General features: G+C 67.8%; 19 protein-coding genes and 1 pseudogene. 7 read left to right on the top strand and 13 right to left on the bottom strand.

Annotated elements, in window-relative coordinates:
• Positions 1-37 precede the first annotated feature (37 nt).
• The 4 genes from PX653_RS16225 to PX653_RS16240 all read right to left on the bottom strand — a co-directional run bounded on the left by PX653_RS16225 (position 38) and on the right by PX653_RS16240 (position 3,305).
• Positions 38-814, bottom strand: coding sequence for a LytR/AlgR family response regulator transcription factor (locus tag PX653_RS16225; protein WP_277413806.1), 777 nt, complete (start codon positions 812-814; stop codon positions 38-40).
• Positions 811-1,845: a sensor histidine kinase gene (locus tag PX653_RS16230; protein WP_277413807.1), complete on the bottom strand. Its 1,035-nt coding sequence runs from the start codon at positions 1,843-1,845 to the stop codon at positions 811-813. The genes PX653_RS16225 and PX653_RS16230 overlap by 4 nt, the downstream gene beginning before the upstream one ends.
• Complete coding sequence (locus tag PX653_RS16235) at positions 1,835-2,515, bottom strand: DUF4386 domain-containing protein (RefSeq protein ID WP_277413808.1); 681 nt, start codon at positions 2,513-2,515, stop codon at positions 1,835-1,837. Before PX653_RS16235 ends, PX653_RS16230 begins: the two co-directional genes overlap by 11 nt.
• 118 nt (positions 2,516-2,633) lie before the next feature.
• Positions 2,634-3,305 carry a cation efflux transmembrane domain-containing protein gene (locus tag PX653_RS16240; RefSeq protein ID WP_277413809.1) on the bottom strand — a complete coding sequence of 224 codons (672 nt, stop codon included), beginning with the start codon at positions 3,303-3,305 and terminating at the stop codon, positions 2,634-2,636.
• Positions 3,306-3,380: 75 nt separating this feature from the next.
• Between PX653_RS16240 and cadR the strand changes: the two genes are divergently transcribed.
• On the top strand, positions 3,381-3,791 hold the full coding sequence (cadR, locus tag PX653_RS16245; protein ID WP_277413810.1) for a Cd(II)/Pb(II)-responsive transcriptional regulator: 411 nt from the start codon (positions 3,381-3,383) through the stop codon (positions 3,789-3,791).
• Between the two features lie 316 nt (positions 3,792-4,107).
• On the opposite strand, the gene dxs is transcribed toward cadR, so the two are convergent.
• From dxs to PX653_RS16260, 3 genes are read right to left on the bottom strand one after another with little or no spacing between them, the layout of a single operon-like run.
• Positions 4,108-5,976, bottom strand: a complete 1,869-nt coding sequence (gene dxs, locus PX653_RS16250; protein WP_277413811.1) for a 1-deoxy-D-xylulose-5-phosphate synthase — start codon at positions 5,974-5,976, stop codon at positions 4,108-4,110.
• Positions 5,977-6,867, bottom strand: a complete 891-nt coding sequence (locus PX653_RS16255; protein WP_277413812.1) for a polyprenyl synthetase family protein — start codon at positions 6,865-6,867, stop codon at positions 5,977-5,979.
• Complete coding sequence (locus PX653_RS16260) at positions 6,864-7,130, bottom strand: exodeoxyribonuclease VII small subunit (RefSeq protein ID WP_277413813.1); 267 nt, start codon at positions 7,128-7,130, stop codon at positions 6,864-6,866. Before PX653_RS16260 ends, PX653_RS16255 begins: the two co-directional genes overlap by 4 nt.
• A gap of 344 nt (positions 7,131-7,474) precedes the next feature.
• Here PX653_RS16260 and PX653_RS16265 point away from each other — a divergent pair, with 344 nt between their 5' ends.
• From PX653_RS16265 to PX653_RS16290, 6 genes are all read left to right on the top strand, one after another.
• Complete coding sequence (locus PX653_RS16265; protein ID WP_277413814.1) at positions 7,475-8,605, top strand: aromatic ring-hydroxylating oxygenase subunit alpha; 1,131 nt, start codon at positions 7,475-7,477, stop codon at positions 8,603-8,605.
• 71 nt (positions 8,606-8,676) lie between these two features.
• On the top strand, positions 8,677-9,600 hold the full coding sequence (locus PX653_RS16270) for a DMT family transporter (RefSeq protein WP_277413815.1): 924 nt from the start codon (positions 8,677-8,679) through the stop codon (positions 9,598-9,600).
• A gap of 16 nt (positions 9,601-9,616) precedes the next feature.
• On the top strand, positions 9,617-10,468 hold the full coding sequence (locus tag PX653_RS16275) for a sulfurtransferase (protein WP_277413816.1): 852 nt from the start codon (positions 9,617-9,619) through the stop codon (positions 10,466-10,468).
• Between the two features lie 259 nt (positions 10,469-10,727).
• A complete protein-coding gene (locus PX653_RS16280) occupies positions 10,728-11,000 on the top strand; it encodes a hypothetical protein (protein WP_277413817.1) in 273 nt (90 codons plus the stop codon).
• A gap of 23 nt (positions 11,001-11,023) precedes the next feature.
• On the top strand, positions 11,024-13,405 hold the full coding sequence (locus PX653_RS16285) for a PEP-CTERM sorting domain-containing protein (RefSeq protein ID WP_277413818.1): 2,382 nt from the start codon (positions 11,024-11,026) through the stop codon (positions 13,403-13,405).
• Positions 13,406-13,572: 167 nt separating this feature from the next.
• On the top strand, positions 13,573-16,500 hold the full coding sequence (locus PX653_RS16290; protein ID WP_277413819.1) for a PEP-CTERM sorting domain-containing protein: 2,928 nt from the start codon (positions 13,573-13,575) through the stop codon (positions 16,498-16,500).
• Between the two features lie 45 nt (positions 16,501-16,545).
• Here the strand turns inward: PX653_RS16290 and PX653_RS16295 are convergent, their stop codons facing one another.
• The 6 genes and pseudogenes from PX653_RS16295 to PX653_RS16320 form a co-directional block, all read right to left on the bottom strand.
• Positions 16,546-17,334: a hypothetical protein gene (locus PX653_RS16295; RefSeq protein ID WP_277413820.1), complete on the bottom strand. Its 789-nt coding sequence runs from the start codon at positions 17,332-17,334 to the stop codon at positions 16,546-16,548.
• A gap of 72 nt (positions 17,335-17,406) precedes the next feature.
• Positions 17,407-17,610, bottom strand: a pseudogene (locus PX653_RS16300) (hypothetical protein); the annotation flags it as partial.
• A gap of 92 nt (positions 17,611-17,702) precedes the next feature.
• On the bottom strand, positions 17,703-17,828 hold the full coding sequence (locus PX653_RS16305; protein ID WP_277413822.1) for a hypothetical protein: 126 nt from the start codon (positions 17,826-17,828) through the stop codon (positions 17,703-17,705).
• A gap of 3 nt (positions 17,829-17,831) precedes the next feature.
• Complete coding sequence (locus PX653_RS16310) at positions 17,832-18,086, bottom strand: hypothetical protein (protein ID WP_277413823.1); 255 nt, start codon at positions 18,084-18,086, stop codon at positions 17,832-17,834.
• Between the two features lie 24 nt (positions 18,087-18,110).
• Positions 18,111-18,371, bottom strand: coding sequence for a PAAR domain-containing protein (locus PX653_RS16315; protein WP_277413824.1), 261 nt, complete (start codon positions 18,369-18,371; stop codon positions 18,111-18,113).
• A complete protein-coding gene (locus PX653_RS16320) occupies positions 18,368-19,750 on the bottom strand; it encodes a type VI lipase adapter Tla3 domain-containing protein (protein ID WP_277413825.1) in 1,383 nt (460 codons plus the stop codon). The genes PX653_RS16315 and PX653_RS16320 overlap by 4 nt, the downstream gene beginning before the upstream one ends.
• Positions 19,751-19,764: the final 14 nt, after the last annotated feature.

Below are 19,764 nucleotides of genomic sequence, written 5' to 3' on the forward strand. Positions count from 1 at the left end.
CTCCAATTGTCACGCGGCCACGGCTGCGCCGCCGACATTACATCTGCCGGAACACGTGCAGGTAGTTGCGGCTGACCGGCAGCGTTGCCGCCCGCCGTTTCAAGTGGATCGTCGCGGTTTCGTTGTCGCCCCGGACCACGTGGCTGACGGCGCCCAGGTTGACGACCACGGCGCGGTGGACCTGGACGAAGCGCGCCGGGTCGAGCTGTGCGAGCAGCTCCTTCAACGGCGTGCGCACCAGCGCCTCGGCCGGCTGGCCGTCGTCGCCGCGCCAGGCCACCGCCGTGTACTTGGTATCCGAGCGCAGGTAGTCGATATCCTCGACGGGGATCAGGCGCAGCGCCGCCCCGACCTGCGCCGTCAGCCACTGGAGTGCCGGCGCGCGCGGGCGCAGTTGGCCCGCCAGGCTGGCCAGCAGCGCGTCGAGGTCCGGGTTGGCGGCCGGGCGGCGCCGCTCTTTCAGCCGCGCGACCGTGTCGCGCAGCCGCTGCGGCTCGACCGGCTTGACGAGGTAGTCCAGGGCGCCCTGGGCGAAGGCCTGCACCGCATAGCGGTCGTAGGCCGTGACGAACACGATCTGGGCACGCCGTGCGATGTGCGTTGCGGCCTCCACGCCGGACATGCCCGGCATGTGCACGTCGAGAAAGCAGATGTCCGGCTGCAGCGCGTCGAATTGCGCGACCGCCTCGCGGCCGTTGCGCACCGACGCCACGATCGCCAGCTCCGGCCAGGCTTCCCGCAGCTGCAGCGCCAGCGCCTCGCGCAGCAGCGGTTCGTCGTCCGCGATCAGGGCAGTGGGACGGACTGGGGTCATGCGGTTTCCTCCAGGGCGGGAAATTCGATCTCGGCCCGCACGCCATGGGGCGCGACGGGATACAGGCGCACGTGCGCAGCGCCGCCGAACTGCAGTGCCAGGCGTTCGCGCAGCGTGGCCAGCCCGGTGCCGCCGCTGCCGGGCCCCATGCCGACGCCCGTGTCGCTGACGCTGGCTATGCAGCGGTCGCCGGTCCGAAATACGGCGATATCGATGCGGCCTCCATCCTCCGCCGGATCGATCCCGTGGCGGACGGCGTTCTCGACAAGCGTCAGCAGCGTCATCGCGGGACAACGCAGCCGATGCAGCGCCGCATCGGCGGTGATGCCGAATTGCAGCCGGTCGGGCATGCGCATCCGCATCAGGTCCAGGTAAGCCCGCACCAGCGCCAGCTCGTGCCCCAGCGTGGCGGCCGGCTCGTGCAGCTGCGGTACCGCCGCGCGCAGGTAGGCTGTCAGGCTGCGCAGCAGCGCCGGTGCCTGAGGGGCCTGCGCATCGACGAGGGCCTGGACATTGGCCAAGGTATTGAACAGGAAATGCGGCGCCACCTGCGCCTGCAGCAGGTGCAGCCGCGCGTCCGACGCCTGGCGCGCCAGCTCGCTGCGTTCCAGGTCGAACGCCAGCGCCTGGTGCCGCGCCAGCGCATCCTTCTGGCGCACCAGCGCCGCCAGCGCAATCCATGGTGCCAGCAGCGTGCCCAGGACCGTCAGCAGTCCAAAGCCCAGGCGCCGTTCTGGAGCCTGCCAGAATGGCACGTCGGACGCCGTCAGGGACAGGTAGATGGCGACGGTCGTCAGCGGCATGGCCAGGGCGACGGCACCCACCTGCAGCGCCCAGCGCGCCAGCCACGCAGGCAGGCGGCGCGGCCAGTGCTCCAGCAGCGAGAAGGCACACACCCCGGCCGTGGCCAGCAGGCCCGCGCGCAGCCAGAGTGCCCATGCCGAATCCCAGATCAGCGCCAGCGGCAGGCTGGCCACGAACGCGCAGGCCAGGGCGCCGCGCAGGCGCAGCAGCAGCCTGCTATGCGGCATGAGCCAACGTCATCGAGGTCTTCCGGCGCAGGCCACGTGCCAGCAGCCAGAGGCCGGTCGCGAGCTGGCACAGCGCGGCCGGCGCGACCAGCGTGAAGTGAAAGGGCTGGCCCGCCAGGTGCAGCAGCACCGCAGCCATCTGCAGCGCCACCGCGGCCATGCCGCAGGCGGCCAGGATGCGCGGCAGCAGCCGGGCATGGAAGAACGTCGTGTACAGCGTCAAACTGGTGGCTCCCGACATCAGCAAGGCAAGGTAATGGACCGCATAACGCGCGCCGGCCGCCATGGCGTAGGCGGGCTGGAACGCCGCCGGGTCGGACGCGGCGGCGTGCGCCTGGCTCAAGGATAACATTGCCAGCAGCAGCCCCTGTTCGACGACGCTGACGGCCAGCGCGGCCACGGCCAGCGCGGTCAATGCCAGGGCCAGTCGCTCGCCATGGCCGCGCAGCAGCGGCCACAGCGCCAGCGCTCCGGCCAGCGGCAGCAGCGCGGACAGCAGCACCAGCAACACACCGGCCCGCACGCGGCCATCATGGACCGCCGCGCCGGCCAGGAAGCCGGGGCCATCGAAGACGGGTGCCAGCAGCACGAAGTAACCGCAGATGGCGCTCGCCATCGCCCCCAGCATCGTCACGCCCAGCCATTGCCCCGTCGTCCGTTCGTCTTTCATCGCGCTCTCCTCGGTTGTGATGCCGCAGTATGGCGGCGGACGGCACGGCGATGGGCAGCGCTGCGACGAGCCACGGTTGCGGCGTGACGAGGTACGGTATGGCGCGACGGGACGAGCGTCAACGGCGCTTCAGCTCGACCGCCTCGTTCGCATCGTGCCCCTGGAACTGGGCAGGCTTGCTGCGCATCTCGGCAAGCGCGTGCTTGATGACGGCTCGCGAAGCCGTCATACCCAACAATCCAATGACGCACGCGACCACAATGTCAGGCCAGCCGGAGCGCGTACCGAACACGCCAAAGGCCGCCAGCATCACGGCGACGTTGCCGATTGCATCGTTGCGAGAGCAGAGCCAGACGGAGCGCATGTCGGCATCGCCGTTTCGATAGGCATACAGCAATAGCGCCACCCCAAGATTCGACACCAGCGCCAGGGCGGCGATGACGCCCATCGTTACCGGCTGTGGCACGGTCCCGTTCACGAAATGCCAACCGGCCGATGCAAGGACGAAGATGCCATATGCCCCCATCATTGCGCCCTTCAGCAGTGCCGTGCGCGAACGCCACAATGATGCCAGCGCCAGCACGAACAGGGAAACGCCGTAATTGGCCGCATCGCCGAAGAAATCGACTGCGTCGGCAAGCAATGACACCGATCCCGAACTGATCCCGCCGTAGAGCTCGATCGCAAACATGATCGCATTGACGAACAAGGCGATCCAGAGGATGCGACGATACTTGCCGTCGACAGGCGGTTTGCCGGAGGAACAACCTCCAGAGCAACAGGCGGACATGGCGATCTCCGTTCGGGTACACTGCATTTGAAACCCTGTAGCAGCTACGGAGTCAAGCGAGCACGAGGAGACGCGGTGAAAATCGGTGAACTGGCGAAGAAGACTGGCTGCGATGTGGAGACGATCCGGTTCTACGAGAAGTCGGGATTGCTGGACGAGCCGGTACGCACAGGTTCCGGATACCGCGATTACCAGGCGTCCCATTTCGAGCGCCTGCAATTCATCCGCCGCTGCCGGTCGCTCCGGATCGGACTGCAGGACATTCGAACCTTACTCGGCCTGCAGGCAAGCCCTACAGCGGGGTGCGAACACGTCAATGCGCTCCTGGATCAGCACATCGCCGCGATTCAATCGCAAATGGCTGCCCTTCGAACACTGGAGGAACAACTTGTAGCCTTGCGCCGTCAGTGCAACGAGCCGCATTCGGTGGAAGAGTGCGCGATACTGCAGAACCTGGCCGATCGCGTCGTGCAAGGTAACCGATAAACCCAGGACCAAGGACCGGGGTCGGACGGGGACGCCGAGTCCCGTCGGGTCTGACCCTGATGCCGCTAAGTTAAGGACCATAAGCAACCCCTACGGCGAAGGGCCGGGGTCAGACCCGGCGGGTCTGACCCCGGTTTCTGGTCTTGGGTTTCAGAAAAGCCAGCGGCTCGCTGAACTATACGCCCTACATTAGCGCCATTTGGACCTGACCCCGACGCTTCGCCGTTGGGTTTATTCACGGCCGGCGCTGGCGCAACGCAACCGAACTTCGGGGTCAGTCCCTTGCAGGGACAGACCCCAGCGGCGAAGGCTTACCTCACCCGTTGTTGACCACCAGCCGCGGCTCGCCGCCCAGGAAGCGCGCCTTGATCGACGCGGCGATGCCGGCGGCGTCCAGGCCCACGCTGGCCAGCAGCTTGGCCGGGTCGCCATGGTCGATGAACTTGTCGGGCAGGCCCAGCATCTGGATCGGCTTGGCGATGCCCGCTTCGGCCAACGCCTCGGCGACCGCCGCGCCGGCGCCGCCCATGATGCAGCCCTCTTCGACCGTGACGAGATAGTCGTGGCTGGCCGCCAGTTGCTTGACCAGTTCCACGTCCAGCGGCTTGATGAAGCGCATGTTGGCTACGGTGGCGTTCAGCGTTTCGGCCGCGGCGAGCGCCGGTGCCACCATCGAGCCGAACGCCAGGATCGCGACGCGCTCGCCCGTGCGCCGGATCTCGCCCTTGCCCAGGTCGATCGTCGTCAGTTCTTTCTGGATCGCCGCGCCGACGCCGGCGCCGCGCGGGTAGCGCACGGCGGCCGGGCCGGGGTAGTGATAGGCCGTGGTCAGCATCTGGCGGCATTCGTTTTCGTCGGATGCGGCCATCACGACCATGTTCGGGATGCAGCGCAGGTAAGCCAGGTCATAGTTGCCCGCATGGGTGGCGCCGTCGGCGCCCACCAGCCCGGCGCGATCCAGCGCGAACGTCACGTCGAGGTTCTGCAGCGCCACGTCGTGGATCAACTGGTCGTAGGCGCGCTGCAGGAACGTCGAGTAGATGGCGACGACGGGCTTCAGGCCCTCGCAGGCCAGGCCGGCGCCGAAGGTGACGGAGTGCTGCTCGGCGATGCCTACGTCGAAGTAGCGGTCCGGGTATTCCGCGTTGAAGCGCACCATGCCGGAGCCTTCGCGCATGGCCGGCGTGATGCCCACCAGGCGCTCGTCGCTTGCGGCCATGTCGCACAGCCAGTTGCCGAAGACTTCCGTGTACGTGATCTTCGACGGCGGTGCCGGCTTGATGCCTTCGGCCGGGTTGAACTTGCCGGTGCCGTGGTACAGGATCGGCTCGGCCTCGGCCAGCTTGTAGCCCTGCCCTTTTTTCGTCACCACGTGCAGGAACTGCGGGCCCTTCAGGTTGCGGATGTTCTGCAACGTCGGGATCAGCGAGTCGAGGTCGTGGCCGTCGATCGGACCGATGTAGTTGAAGCCGAATTCCTCGAACATCGTGGCGGGTACCACCATGCCCTTGGCATGCTCTTCCAGCTTCTTGGCCAGCTCCAGCATCGGCGCCGGCAGCACCGACTTGCCAACGTTCTTCGCGGCGGCGTAGAACTGGCCGGACATCAGGCGTGCCAGGTAGCGGTTCAGCGCGCCGACCGGCGGCGAGATCGACATGTCGTTGTCGTTCAGGATCACCAGCAGGTTCAGGTCTTCCTGCACGCCGGCGTTGTTCAACGCCTCGAAGGCCATGCCGGCCGTCATGGAACCGTCGCCGATGACGGCGATCGCGTGGCGCTGTTCGCCCTTGATCTTCGCGGCCTGCGCCATGCCCAGCGCGGCGGAGATCGACGTGGACGAGTGCGCGGTACCGAACGTGTCGTATTCGCTTTCGACGCGGCGCGGGAAGCCGGAGATGCCATCCAGCTGGCGCAGCGTGTGGAACTGCTGGCGCCGGCCCGTCAGGATCTTGTGCGAGTAGGTCTGGTGGCCCACGTCCCACACGATGCGGTCGGCCGGCGTGTTGAACACGTAATGCAGCGCGACCGTCAGTTCGACGGTACCGAGGTTGGACGACAGGTGGCCGCCCGTCTTCGATACGGAGTCCAGGAGGAAGCCGCGCAGTTCGTCCGCCAGCGGTTTCAGTTGGTGGCGCGCGAGCTTGCGCAGGTCGGCCGGATTTTCAATGTTTTCAAGCAGTTTCATTTATGCCTTCCGCTGCACGATCAGGTCCGCGAGTTCCCGTAAGCGCAGAGCGTTGTCTCCGAATGGGGCCAGCGCCGCGTGGGCGTCCTGGCGCAGTTTTTCCGCCAGGGCGATCGACGGTTCCAGGCCCAGGATGGAGACGTAGGTGGGTTTATTGTCGGCCGCGTCCTTGCCCGCTGTCTTGCCCAGCGTGGCCGAGTCGGCGGTGGCGTCCAGCACGTCGTCGACGACCTGGAAAGCCAGGCCGATGGCACGGCTGTAGTCGTGCAGCGCGCGCAGCTCGGATGCTTCCAGGTCGCGCCCGGCCAGTGCGCCCAGCACGACGGCGGCGCGCAGCAGCGCGCCGGTCTTCAGCTGGTGCATGCGTTCCAGTTGTTCCAGGGTCAGCGCGAGGCCGACCGAATCGAGGTCGATGGCCTGGCCGCCGCACATGCCGGCCGACCCCGCGGCCTCGGCCAGCAGGCGCAGCATCGCCACCTGGCGCGCCGGCGGGAGCGTGTCCGCGTCCGCCAGCACGTTGAAGGCCTGCGCCTGCAGCGCGTCGCCGACCAGCAGCGCGGTCGCTTCGTCGTAGGCCACGTGCACGGTCGGTTTGCCGCGGCGCAGTTCGTCGTCGTCCATGCACGGCATGTCGTCGTGCACCAGCGAATAGGCGTGGATCATTTCGACGGCGGCGGCGGCGCGCGACAGCGTGCGCGCATCGGCACCAGACAACGCGCCGGCCGCATACACCAGCAGCGGGCGCACGCGCTTGCCGCCGCCCAGCAGCGCATAGCGCATAGCGGCGTGCAGCTTGGTCGGGACGACATCGGCGGCAGGCAGGTAGGCCGACATGTCGGCTTCCATGCCAGCCTGGATGCTCTTCATCCAGTCCTGGAACTGCGCGCTCATTGGCCCGCCTCGTCGTCGGCGAAGGGTTTCAGCATGTCGCCTTCGAGGACCTTGACCTGGGCTTCGACCTTGTCGAGCTGGCCGGCGCAGAACTTCACCAGCTCCGAGCCGCGCGCGTACGCGGCCACGGAGGCCTCCAGCGGCAGCTGGCCCGATTCCATCTGCGTGACCAGCTGCGCCAGCTCGGCCATCGCTTCCTCGAAGCTTGCCGGGCTGCCGGCGCTGTCGGCGTTCGTGCTGTCGCCGTTCGTTTTCTTGACCATAGTGCGTGTTTGACCCGACTCGTAATTATGCTGGACGACAATGTGCTGGACGACACAATCGCCCAGTGTAGCCCGTTATTTTAGAACAAATGCTCCTTTACGGTCCAAAAAGGCAACGGGTGCGCGGGACAACGTTGCAATTTCCGCCAGACAAAAGCCGGTGCGCGCCCCCCCCCCAGGATAACGGGCACAATGCGCGTCCGGGCGAAGATTTATCGGCAGAGTTACCGTTACCGCGCTATAATCTCCGGTTCTATCCGAAATACCGTTTTTATACTCTGAATTCAGGTCTTTGCGGATTCTGTCTCTTCTTGGTTGCAGTACTTTAATTAAGGGGGGTTGGGATGTCCGATCTGGGTACCCACGCCAGGCTGGCGCGCTCGAGCGCGCAACTTCCGGTCCACGTCTATTTTGACGAAACGCTCCTGCAGCGGGAAATGCAGCAATTGTTTCAGAACGGCCCACGCTACGTGGGCCACGAACTGATGGTGCCGAATGTCGGCGACTTTACGACCCTTGCCTCGGAAAACGAGGGTCGCATGCTGGTCCGTAATGCCCATGGCATCGAACTGCTGTCCAACGTCTGCCGTCACCGCCAGGCGCTGATGTTCAATGGCCGCGGCAATGCGAACACCATCGTTTGCCCGCTGCACCGCTGGACGTACGACCTGAAGGGCGAGCTGATCGGCGCCCCGCACTTTGCCGAGACGCCGTGTCTGAACCTGCCGAAGGCGCCGCTGCAAAGCTGGAACGGCCTGCTGTTCGAGCAGAACGGCTACAACGTGATGAACAAGCTGAAGAACCTGTCCGTCACGAAGGACCTGGACTTCACCGGCTACATGCTCGATCACGTCGAAGTGCACCACTGCGACTACAACTGGAAGACCTTCATCGAAGTCTACCTGGAGGACTATCACGTCGAGCCGTTCCACCCGGGCCTGGGTGGCTTCGTGACGTGCGACGACCTGCGCTGGGAGTTCGGCGCGGACTACAGCGTGCAGACGGTGGGCGTGAACCGCGGCCTGAAGAAATCGGGCTCGCCGGCCTACCAGCGCTGGCAGGAGCAGGTGCTGAAGTTCCGCAACGGCGAAGCACCGCCGTACGGCGCGATCTGGCTGACCCTGTACCCGAACATCATGGTGGAGTGGTATCCGCACGTGCTGGTCGTCTCGACGTTGTGGCCGGAAGGCCCGAACCGCACCAAGAACGTCGTCGAGTTCTACTACCCCGAGGAGATCGTGCTGTTCGAGCGCGAATTCGTCGAGGCCGAGCGGGCCGCCTACATGGAGACCTGCGTGGAGGACGACGAGATCGCGCTGCGCATGGACGCGGGCCGCCGCATCCTGATGGAGCGCGGCCAGACGGACGCCGGTCCGTACCAGTCGCCGATGGAAGACGGCATGCAGCACTTCCACGAGTGGTACCGCAGCCGCATCGAACCGGGCAATCCCGGTCTCGCCAGCCTGGCACCGTAAAAAGCACCGCACCACTCGAGGGGACAGAATCGGCTACGATCTGTCCCCTCGGTCATTCTAGGAAGTCGTCAATGCAATCGCTCTGGATGTTGTTCGCCAGTTTCATGTTCGCCGCGATGGGCGTGTGCGTGAAGCTCGCTTCGGAAACCTACACCACCTCCGAACTCGTGATGTATCGCGGGATCGTCGGCATCGTGGTGTTGTTCATCATGATCCGCATCCAGGGCGGCACGCTGAAGACGGCCTTCCCGCTGGCGCACCTGTGGCGCGGCTTCATCGGCGTGGTCTCGCTGTGGCTGTGGTTCTACTCGATCGCCAAGCTGCCGCTGGCCACCGCGATGACGCTCAACTACATGGCGCCGATCTGGATCGCCGTGTGGCTGTTCGCGCACGGCTGGTGGCATGCCAAGAACCACGTCGAGTGGCCGCTGATCGTCGCCGTCGGCATGAGCTTCGTCGGCGTCACGCTGCTGCTGCGTCCCGCGTTCGAGGCCAACCAGCTGTTCGACGCGCTGGTCGCGCTGGGGTCATCGGTGCTGTCGGCGATGGCCTATATGCAGGTGCGCAAACTGGGCCTGGCGGGCGAGCCGGAGTACCGCGTGGTGTTCTACTTCGCCGCGACGAACCTGGTCGCGGGCATCGTCGGCCACGTGGCCGAGGCGGGCGGCGGCCCCGTGACGTGGCATCCGCTGAACAGCGTCCACGGCGTGTTCCTGCTGCTGGGGATGGGCCTGTGCGCCACCGCCGCGCAGATGGCGATGACGCGCGCCTACCGCGTCGGCAAGACGCTGGTCGTGGCCAACCTGCAGTACACCGGCATCGTGTTTTCCAGTGCGTGGGGCGTGGCGATGTTCGGCGACGTGTTCAGCTGGCACAGCTGGCTGGGCATCGCCATCATCCTGCTCTCCGGCATGGCCGCGACGTTCTACAATACGAAGAGCACGGAACGCGGCAAGGCCATTGCCGACACCGACCCGATCGCCAGCGAAGTATAAGGACAAGGAGACCCGCATGTTCAAGACCCTGATCGATGCCGCCACCCTGGCGCAGCACGTGAACGACCCGGCCTGGGTCGTGATCGACTGCCGCCACGACCTGATGAATCCCGCCTTCGGCCGCGACGCCTACGCCGCCGGCCACATCCCCGGCGCGCTGTTCGCCGGCATCGACGACGACCTGTCCGGCGCCAAATACGGCCCGGACGGCGTGTTCCGCGGCCGCCATCCACTGCCGGACCGCGCCACGCTGGTGGCGACGCTGCGCCGCTTCGGCATCGGCGACGCCACCCAGGTCGTCGCCTACGATGCCCATGGCGGCATGTTTGCCGCGCGCCTGTGGTGGCTGCTGCGCTGGCTGGGCCACGAGGCTGTCGCCGTGCTCGATGGCGGCCTGCCGGCGTGGCAGGCGGCGGGCCAGGCGCTGGCTACCGACACGCCTGCGCGCGCGGCCGGCACCCTGAGCGACCGCCCTGCCCTGACCCGCACCGTCACCGTCGACGATGTGATGGCCAACCTGACCAGCGCCACCAACGTGGTGATCGACGCGCGCGCCAACGACCGCTTCCGCGGCGAGAACGAGACCATCGACCCCGTCGGCGGCCATATCCCGGGCGCGAAAAACCGCTTCTTCAAGGACAACCTGCAAGCCGACGGCACGTTCAAGCCGGCGGAGCAGCTTTGGCAGGCGTTCACCCCGCTGTTTACCACGCCGGCCACCGCCATCATGCAATGCGGCTCGGGCGTTACCGCCTGCCACAACCTGCTGGCGATGGAAGTGGCCGGCCTGCCCGGCGCCGCCTTGTATCCGGGCTCCTGGTCGGAATGGTGCGCCGATCCGGCGCGGCCGGTGGCGACCGGCACCTGACCTTTTCCACTCGCCTTCCCTCTTCCTTGCTTGCCGCCATGCGCCGTTTACGCGCATGGCCCCCCCCTCCTGACAGCAAGACTCCCTTGCATCTCGCAAGTTCTTTTGCACTGCTGACAATATTTTTTAGACAAGTTAAGATAAGCGCCGCTGCGTTGTGCCGGCGCGCTTTCTTCCGGCACGCTCCCTACCAGGAACGCTTATGCCCATCGGCTTGTCGCGATTCCCGGCCCACGCCCGTCCCAACCGTGGCCTTCGTTTGATCCCCCTGCTGCTGGCGGTCGCCGTCAGCCAGGCCTACGGCGCGCCCATCCGTGGCACGCCTGGCACGCCTGGCACCAACGGCATCGGGCCAGGCGCTGCCGGCACCAATGGCGGCGCGGCGCCCGCGCTGGTGTTGAGCGGCGACTTGACGGTGCCGGACCCCGTCGATCCCCGCGCTTTCGACCTGAGCGGTTTCGGCCGTATTCGTATTTGGCGCCCGCCGACGCAAGGGCTGACGATGCCGGGCCCTGCCCTTTCTGATTCTTGACCAATCTTTTCTGGAAGCGATTCATGCACACCTTACAACCGTCACAAACCAGCCCACGCCGCGCGCGCCGGCTCGTCCCGCTGCTGCTGGCCATGGCCGTCAGCCATGCCTACGCAGGCACGACGATTCCACCCGGCGCCGATGGCCAGAACGGCACACTGCCGGGCGCCCACGGCACGGCCGGCGCGGCCGCATCCGACCTCACGCTGAGCGGCACGCTGGCTGAACTGGCCACCGGCTTGCCGGTAACCGGCGGCCGGGGTGGCCAGGGTGGCAACGGCGCGCCGGGCGGGAATGCCGGCGCGGGCGGTGCCGGCAGCAATGTCCGCGTCGACCTGACCGGTGCCCTGCCCGAAGCCGGCAATCCCGACCTGCGGGTGCTCGGCGGCTCTGGCGGCTACGCCGGGGAAGCTGGAGCGGGCGGCGTGGGTGCCCGTGCCGGCGCCGGGGGCAACGGCATCCTGAACGCCGACCTGACCGCGAGCGGCCGCACCGCCAGCACATCGTTGTCCCTGATCGCCGGCGGTGGCGGCAGCGGCTACAGCCCCCATGGCGGTTCCGAGCTGGCCGGCAGCGGCCAGGCCACGCTGACCTTGCGTGACACCAGCAGCGCCGACCTGGCCGTGCGCGTCGTCGGCGGGGGCGGCTCGGGGCACGTGATAGCGACCGCGTCGCCCGCCAACATGGGGGCCAGCGGCTCGGCGCGGGCGGACGTGAGCGCCGCGGCCGCCCTCACGGTCGAGACCTATTCCCAAGGGGGCAGCGGTTCCGGCAACAGAGCCGGCAACGGCGGCAAGGGGGGCAGCGCGAGCGCCGTCAGCAATGCCGCCTCCACGGGCACGAGCGGCGTGCTGACCAGCATCGCCCGGGCGGACGGCGGCTTCGGCGGCACGACACGCGGGCTCGGCAATACCGCTGGCGAAGGCGGCTCGGCACAAGGCAGCGCCAGCGCCACCAGGACGAGCGGCAACCTGAGCGTCAACCTCTCAGTCGCCGGCGGCGGGGGCGGCAATGGCTCGGCCGGCGCCCATGGCGGCCGCGGCGGTTCCGTCACCGTCGTCGACGCCGTGCGCGGCTCCACCACCTCTGGCACCGTGATCTTGTCGCAGCAAGCCTGGGGCGGCCGCGGTGGCGAGATCGAGGGCCCCAGCGCACGCACGGTGGCCGGCCAGGGCGGCGACGCCACGTCGAAATTGACGACCGTCGACAACACGGCCAGCACCGTCCGGGCCTATGTGGGGGCGACCAGCGGTCGGGGCGGCGACGCCTGGGACGCCGGCAAGGGCGGCGGCAGCGGCGCCGCGCAGGCGGAACTGGTGCTGACGACGACGGCCGCGGGCGCGGCGGCCGTCGGCACCGCCCAGGCGGTCAGCGGCGATGTCGGCGCCGGCGCGTGGCGTTCGGTGCCTGGTGTCACTTCGTATCCGGGCAATGCGACGGCGCGTGCGACGGTACGTGGCGTCAGCAGTGCCGAGGCGAATGCGATCGCCAAGCGCGGCCTCGGGCTCGATCGTCCGGGCGGCGGCTATGCCTCGCAAGCCTACGCCCGGGCCGAGGCCGCCGGCGCCGCTAGCGCCACGGCCGAAGGCGCCCTGGCTCGCGCCGAGGCCATCGGCGGCAGCGGCACGACGCGCGCCGTCGCGAACGGCTTCGGCGACGCCAGTGCCTACTCGAGCGCACAGGGCGCCGCCAGCAATTCGGCCGAAGCGAAAGGCGTCAACGTCGTCACGGCGCGCAGCGTGTCCACGGGCACGGGCGGCATCGTCGTCGCTACCCAAGCCGGCAAGTCGGCCGGCAACCTCGCGGTCGCTACTTCGGCCAACGTCGGCGGGGCCATCCACGGGCACGAACAACCGACGTTCTGGGACCGCAGCTATTCGCACGCCACGGCAACCCCGGGCGCGGATGCCCTGGCAACGGTCCTCGCAGGTTCGCCGGAAGTCGCCGCCGCCCTGGCAAAAGGCGAAACGATCGGCGTCGGCACGACGGGCATGTTCACCACCTTGGACGGGCCGCTGGCCAGCACCACGTCCGCGAACTTCCGGTTCACGACGATGAATGCCGGCTACCTGACCCTGGCCCTGGTGGACGCGCAGTCCTCCGGGGCCAGCTTCAGCGACCTGTTCCTGACCGTCAGCAATCACGGCACCGAGCTGTTCAGCCGCCACTTCGCCAGCCTGACCGACGCCCAGCTCTTCTTCAGCGACAGCGCCCTGGGCCTGGGCCTGCTGGATGCCGGTGCGCAGGACCTGCAGCTGACGACCCGCTTCGGCATGGACAGCGTTGGCGCCTTCAGCTTCCGCTATGCGTTGGGGGTGTCGGCAGTGCCGGAACCGCAGACGTGGATCCTGATGATGCTGGGCATGACGGTTCTCGTGGTCGGCGCCCGCCGTCGCAAGGGCTGACCACCGCGGCATGGGCGCCAGGGCCGATACCGGCCTGGTGCCCTTGCCGGCGCTTCAGTCCTGCAATCTGCAGCCGTCGCTGCACAGTCACGATCCTACCCAGGCACTATCGGGTGGCGGTCCCGTGTACCGGCGCGCTCTTCCGGTATTTTAAGAAAAGGAGAACCATGTCGATCGATCCGATCATTTCTCGCCGCGGCCTGCGCGTCATTCCCCTGCTGCTGGCGGCCGCCTTCGGCCACGCCTATGCCGATCCCGTCGTCGGCCCGCCAGGCACTGCCGGCAGCAACGGCACGTCGCCCGGCGGCGCCGGGACGCCTGGCGGCGCTGCGCCTGCGCTGGCACTGGCAAGCGATGCGACGCTGCCGAACACCGCCGACGGCAAATTCGCACTGCGCGGCTGGGGCGGCAGCGGGGGCGCCGGCGGCAATGGTGCGCCTGGCGGCGCCGCGGGCGCTGGCGGCCGTGGCGGCGATGCCGATTTCCTCGTGCTCGGCAATCCCGCCTGGCGCGGCACGATGGACACGGAGGTGTTCGCAGGAGGCGGCGCTGGCGGCAGCGCTGGCGTGCACGGCAGCGGCGGCCAGCCGGCCGTCGGTGGTGCGGGTGGCAACGGCCGTGCCGTCAGCGATATCGGCACGACCTCGTCGACCGCAGGGCTGCTGACCCGTGCCGGAGCGGGTGGCGGTACCGGTGGCGACGGCGGTGCTGGTGGCGGTGTTGGTGGCAGCGCCGTTACGCAGCTCACGGCCCGCGGCGCCGGCACCGACCTCGAGAGTATCGCGCAGGGCTACGGCGGGTCGGGCGGCTCGGCGCTGCAATTGGGCAATGGCGGCAACGGCGGCGACGCCGCGGTGTCGAACGCGAGCACCGCCGGCAGCGGTGCCAAGGCGGTGCTGACCAGCGATGCCGAGGGCGGCCGGGGTGGTGTTGGCCGCGGTACCGGGTACCGCGGCGGCAATGGCGGCGCGGCCAGCGCCGCGCTGCAGGCGCGTGTCGGCAATTCGGTCACCCAGGCCTCCGTCAGGACTGCTGGCGGCACGGGCGGCGCCGGTCAGGCAGGTGCCGATGGGGGCGCGGGCGGCGACGCGGTATTGCACGCCCCAGTAGACATCGTTACCCATGGCACGCTGCAGTTGACGTATGCCGCCACCGGTGGCTACGCTGGCTCCAGCGACCGTGGCCGCGCTGGCGCGGCAGGCAGGGCGGACGCGAGCCTGACGCTGAGCGACCGGTATGCCAGCCAGGCGACGCTGAAGGTGATCGGGCAAGGCGGCAACGGCGGCAACGCCGGTGCGATTGGCGGCACGTCCAGTGCCGGTGGAGCTGGCACCGCCCGGGCCGACGTGACGACGAACGCGCCGCTGGTGCTCGAAGTGAGCGCCAACGGCGGCCGGGGCGGTAACGCCCGGGATTCCGGCCGGGATGCCCGCACCAACGGAGGGGCCGGCGGCCGGGCGGATGCCACCAGTATCGCGCGCGGCAACGCAGCCGTTACCGTCATGGCACGTGCGACCGGCGGCACCGGCGGCGAAGGCACGTTCAAGGGCCAGCGCGGCGGTGCCGGTGGCGCTGCCTTTGCCAGCGCCGCCGGGCATAGTTCCAGCGGCAACGTCGACGTCATGGCGGAGGCCAGGGGCGGCGACGGAGCCTGGGGCTACAACGACGCCAGCGGTGGCGACGGCGGCGACGTCAACCTGGTCGACAGTGTCGCCGGCACGACCACCGGCGCGTTGACGCTGACGCAGACGGCCACCGCCGGCACGGGCGGCGACGGCAGCCCGGCCTGGCGCTCGACCGAGGCTTACAGGGGCGGCAACGGTGGCACGGCCACGTCCCGCCTCACGGTGATCGACCGCGGCGCGGCCAGCGTCGATGCGGTGGTGAGCGCGCGTGGCGGCAGCGGTGGCTCCGGCAGGACTGTCGGCAATGGCGGCGGTGCCGAGGCGGTCCTGTCGCTGCGAACCACAACCTCAGGGGCCAGGGCCAGCGGCACTGCAACCGCCGTCGCGGGCGGCACCGGCAACTTCGGCGGGCAGGAAGGCGCCATGACGGGCAACGCGGCGGCGCGTGTCACGGTCGAAGCCGAACGGCGGGCCGTCGCCGAGGCCAATGCGCAGGTTTTCAGTGCGGGCAGCATTCGCAACGTTAATGCCGAAGCGATCGCACGCGCGGTTTCCGCTGGCGCAGCGCGGGCCGTCGCGAAAGGCAGCTCGAACTCCGATACGGGCACCACCCGCGTCCGCGCCGAAGCGATCGGCGGCAGCGACACGACGTACGCCGAGGCGCGCGGCCTCGGCAGCACTGTCGACGCCAGCGCATATTCCAGCGCCACTGGCGCTGCCAGCAGCTCGGCCCGCGCCGAGCTCGGTTCGTTCAGTTCCGGCACGGTGCGTTCGGACAGCGTCTCGACAGGCAGCAATGGCATTCTCGTGCACACCGCCGCGCACGGCAGCATGGCCCCGGAGGAAAGCGGCGCCAATGGCGCGAGCGCACGTACCGACGCCAACGTCGGCGGCGCCATCGCGACCAATGAGCTCTGGACCAACGGCCGCGCCAGCTACTCGTACGCGACGGCGGCACCGGACGGCCGCGCATTGGCGACGACACTGACCGGAGCGCCCGAGGTCGCCGCTGCGCTGGCAAAAGGCCAGGTGGTCGGCGTCGGCATGATGGGCGTGCGCGATTCGTGGCCGGATCGCGCGATGGCGACGGCCATCTCGTCCGCCAACTTCCAGTTCAACACGGGCGTGCCGGGCTACCTGACCCTGGGCCTGCTCGATCCGCTCGGGGAGGATGCCCGCACTGCCGACCTCGAACTGACGATCAGCAACCACGGCACGCAGATCTTCAGGCAATGGTTCGGCACCCTGGCGGACGCCCAGCTGTTCTTCAGCGATCGGGCGCTGGGCCTGGGCCAGCTCGGCACGGGCGCGCAGGACTTAATGGTGACGGCGCAATTCTGGGTGAGCGATCCGGGGGCCTTCAGCTTCCGCTATGCACTGGGCGTCTCCGCCGTGCCCGAACCGCAGACGTGGATGTTGATGCTGCTGGGTTCCGTGTTCGTGTTCCGTGCCGGCCGTCGCAAGGGCTGAGCACTTCCGCAATTTCCTGGAAAACCCGGGTCCGTCCCGGGTTTTTCAGTCACCACCACCACCACCGCAACCGCCGCCGCAGCTGCTGCCGCCGCCGCCGCCCTCCCCGCCATCGCCACCGCTGTCGCAACTGGCGGAATCGCCACCTGCCGCGCCCCAGTCCCCGCCGGCTGTGGTCGTGGCATGCCGGCTGGCATAGCGCGACCACCAACGTGCCAGGTCATCCTCGCCGATCAGCCCCGCCTCGAACAGGAACCATGGATCGGTACCTGGATGGACGCGCGTTTCGCGTTCCGGCAGTCCGCGTCCGTCCAGGTTCGATACCACCATCGCGCCGTGCCGCGCGACGTAGCCAAAACCGCCCGGCATGCGCAGCTTGCGGTCGGTGGCGAACAGGCGAGGCACGTCCGGGCCGGCCAAGCACTGCCGGTCCAACGTGCGGGCCATCACCAGGCTGCGCGCCAGGGGCAGGTCCATGCCGCCGTCCATGTCGGCCGCTTCCACGTGCGGGATGCGCTGCTCGTAGTGGCGCTCGCAGAATGCGTCCAGCCCGGCCGGATCGTGGCGCAGCCACGCGTGCCACACCGAGTCGGCCGCCTTCGACGGCAGCGCACAAGGCAGCCGGTGGCGTTTCAGGCATGCGAAGAAGGTCAGCAGCGCATCCGCCGCGCGGACATAAAAAAAGGCATCCGTCGGGATGCCTTCAAATTCGGTGGGCGCGCTGCGGGCCCAGTAGTCGTACAGCCCGGGGGGCATGTCGCGCAACGCCTTGCGGTTGCGCGACGCGATGCGGGTCAGCCCGGCGCGGGTGCGGTGGAGGGTGTTTGTCAGCATGGTGCTCCTTTCTTGTTGTTCTTGTTGAGCGCATGCTGGCATGGAATTGTGACGGCATCGTGACATGCCGGGCTACCGGAACGAGTCCTTGATGCCCCTGGTCGACGGGAAATAGGGCCGCTTGATCGCGGCGTCGCGTTTGATCTGTTCCGCCGATGGCGGCGTCACCAGCAGCAGCGTGGCGCCACCGGACTCGCGGCCCGCCATCGACGCCAGTGCTACCGCGACAAAGGGGCTGCCGGCGCCCGCGTCGCCCAGGATGCGCGCCAGGTCGTAGCCGCGCTTGGTTCCAGTGCATCAACTGCCTGGTAAGCGCCGGCAGCGGTTTGAGGTGACGTAGTCAAGTTATCCATCTTGTTGGGCGTATCCTACGGGGCGCCCCGCACCTGTGTGACGGCAAGTAACGCCAGGCTGGCGAGATAGGCAGCCGTGAAACCGAGCAGCGCGAGGATCTGCGCCACCTTGAGCCCGTGCCGGCTCGGCCGATTTCCCATGCTTCAGGCGCCACGCATCAGCAGCATCGCACCCAGCGCCACGCAAACTGTCACGACAGCGCCCACGATGAGTTTTACCGCCAGGCTCGCCCGTTCCGGTGGGGGCGCGATTGCCGGCGTCGCGGCCGGGGCCACGCTGGCCGTGGCCGTTTCGACAGCGGGATGCCGCATCGGCGCCACGTGTTCGGCGCCGGCCGGCACGTTCAGCGTGCCGCCCAGGTCATCCTGCGGATAGTGTTCTGGTTCGATATTCGTCATGGCTGGATTGGATACTTGGCGGACCTAAGCGTCGACGGTGGCGTTGACGTTGCAGATCACCTTGCTGCCGCAGGCGGTCAGGTGACCGTGCAGCGTGAGAGGAATCGATTCGTCCAGCGTGGCACTGTCGCCTTCGATAATGGGATTGACACCGTGGGCCGGGCACGCGACAAGATCCCCCACGCGCGCCACCTGGCGGCCGTCGATGGTGAAGCTGCCGCTGACCTTGATCACCTTGCCGCCGTGGGTGGTCGCGTCGCCCACGCAGCAGATCGGACGGCTCACCGGAACGAATCCTTGACGCCTTCCGTGGAAGGGAAATACGGCCGCTTGATCGCGGCATCGCGCTTGATCTGTTCCGCCGACGGCGGCGTCACTAGCAGCAAGGTCGCGCCGTCATCGCGGCGCAGGTTTGCCACCAATATCGCGCCACCCGACTCGCGTCCCGCCATCGACGCCAGTGCTACCGCGACAAAGGGGCTGCCGGCACCCGTGTCGCCCAGGATGCGCGCCAGGTCGTAGCCGCGCTTGGGGTCGAGCAGGTCGAAATCGTCGTCGATGGCATGCAGGCTTTGCACGAGCGGCACGAAGCGCGCGCCGCTGTTGCGATCGTCGCGCACGCTGCCGTAGTCATAGAAGATCCGTGCAGGCAGCTTGCCGCCCAGGGGCGCCAGGGCCGCTCGGATTGCCTTTTCCATCCGCGCGGTGCGCTCCGCCGCCTTGACCGGCTTGCCGGCATCGTCCAGGTACGATACGACCTGCGGCCGGTGTACCGTGCCCAGGTTTTCCAGGTGATCGAACTGATCGATCTGGAACTGGGTCCAGGGCTGGGCGATGTACGGTGTCGGCACGAACGGTTTGTCGGGCTGCTTTTTCCAGCCGGCGAATTCGGACCAGTTGCGCGAGTACTCGCCGCCACGGTTCTTGACGACCATGGTGTCCTTGACCAGCGGTGCGTATGGGCGTAACCAGTCGATGCGGCCGCGTTTAATCAGCGTTATGATGGTCCAGCTATCACTTAAAATGCGGGCCTGCTTCGGCCGAAAGACCTCATCCTCCGCCAGCTTTTCATAACGTGCGCGATCGCTCTTTTTGAAGCTGAGTGCCCTGTGCATAGCCCCGTCCTTGGCGGCTAACGCGACGGCCGGCAGGTCGTGATGTTCATCCACCGTGGCGAAAATGGACTGCCATAGCGTGTCTGGCTCGTCATTCAGGTAGGAATTGACCACTTGCGCACTCTGCGTCAGGAGCCCACCGAACTCTCCGCGAGCTTTATAGGGTCCCGGCGCACGTGTCGCGACGAAGCTCCGCGCATTGCTCTCTCGAGCCCGCTCCCGTCCGACCTCATCGATAGGCTCGCCAAATGAGGGGCCAACAACGGTCACTGGCAATGGGTATCGGTCCATGAAGTCGCGCATCGCAACCTCCGTGGCGTCGGCAGCTCGTTTGCTGGCCATCATTTTCCACTCTTCGAGTGTCTTTGGATACAGTTTGGAATCCTGAGAAATAGCGTACGCGCCGTTGCTTTCCTTGACCGCATTCCAAAGGTCTGCCTTCGGGTAGCTTGGGTGATTACGCCACGTCTCCACGCTTACACCAACACCAACAATTTCTAGAGATTCGGTGATCGGGTAACTGACGGATACAGTACTTTTCTGCGACATTAGTGGGTCCAAAT

The organism is Pseudoduganella chitinolytica, from assembly GCF_029028125.1.
GTDB lineage: Bacteria > Pseudomonadota > Gammaproteobacteria > Burkholderiales > Burkholderiaceae_D > Rugamonas > Rugamonas chitinolytica.

What these genes read in the sequence shown, in the direction of transcription:
- PX653_RS16310 (WP_277413823.1), bottom strand. Translation starts at nt 18,086, where the DNA reads ATGACGAATATCGAACCAGAACACTATCCGCAGGATGACCTGGGCGGC.
- PX653_RS16260 (WP_277413813.1), bottom strand. Translation starts at nt 7,130, where the DNA reads ATGGTCAAGAAAACGAACGGCGACAGCACGAACGCCGACAGCGCCGGC.
- PX653_RS16305 (WP_277413822.1), bottom strand. Translation starts at nt 17,828, where the DNA reads ATGGGAAATCGGCCGAGCCGGCACGGGCTCAAGGTGGCGCAGATCCTC.
- PX653_RS16265 (WP_277413814.1), top strand. Translation starts at nt 7,475, where the DNA reads ATGTCCGATCTGGGTACCCACGCCAGGCTGGCGCGCTCGAGCGCGCAA.
- PX653_RS16320 (WP_277413825.1), bottom strand. Translation starts at nt 19,750, where the DNA reads ATGTCGCAGAAAAGTACTGTATCCGTCAGTTACCCGATCACCGAATCT.
- PX653_RS16230 (WP_277413807.1), bottom strand. Translation starts at nt 1,845, where the DNA reads ATGCCGCATAGCAGGCTGCTGCTGCGCCTGCGCGGCGCCCTGGCCTGC.
- PX653_RS16290 (WP_277413819.1), top strand. Translation starts at nt 13,573, where the DNA reads ATGTCGATCGATCCGATCATTTCTCGCCGCGGCCTGCGCGTCATTCCC.
- dxs (WP_277413811.1), bottom strand. Translation starts at nt 5,976, where the DNA reads ATGAAACTGCTTGAAAACATTGAAAATCCGGCCGACCTGCGCAAGCTC.
- PX653_RS16270 (WP_277413815.1), top strand. Translation starts at nt 8,677, where the DNA reads ATGCAATCGCTCTGGATGTTGTTCGCCAGTTTCATGTTCGCCGCGATG.
- PX653_RS16295 (WP_277413820.1), bottom strand. Translation starts at nt 17,334, where the DNA reads ATGCTGACAAACACCCTCCACCGCACCCGCGCCGGGCTGACCCGCATC.
- PX653_RS16240 (WP_277413809.1), bottom strand. Translation starts at nt 3,305, where the DNA reads ATGTCCGCCTGTTGCTCTGGAGGTTGTTCCTCCGGCAAACCGCCTGTC.
- PX653_RS16255 (WP_277413812.1), bottom strand. Translation starts at nt 6,867, where the DNA reads ATGAGCGCGCAGTTCCAGGACTGGATGAAGAGCATCCAGGCTGGCATG.
- PX653_RS16225 (WP_277413806.1), bottom strand. Translation starts at nt 814, where the DNA reads ATGACCCCAGTCCGTCCCACTGCCCTGATCGCGGACGACGAACCGCTG.
- PX653_RS16275 (WP_277413816.1), top strand. Translation starts at nt 9,617, where the DNA reads ATGTTCAAGACCCTGATCGATGCCGCCACCCTGGCGCAGCACGTGAAC.
- PX653_RS16235 (WP_277413808.1), bottom strand. Translation starts at nt 2,515, where the DNA reads ATGAAAGACGAACGGACGACGGGGCAATGGCTGGGCGTGACGATGCTG.
- PX653_RS16285 (WP_277413818.1), top strand. Translation starts at nt 11,024, where the DNA reads ATGCACACCTTACAACCGTCACAAACCAGCCCACGCCGCGCGCGCCGG.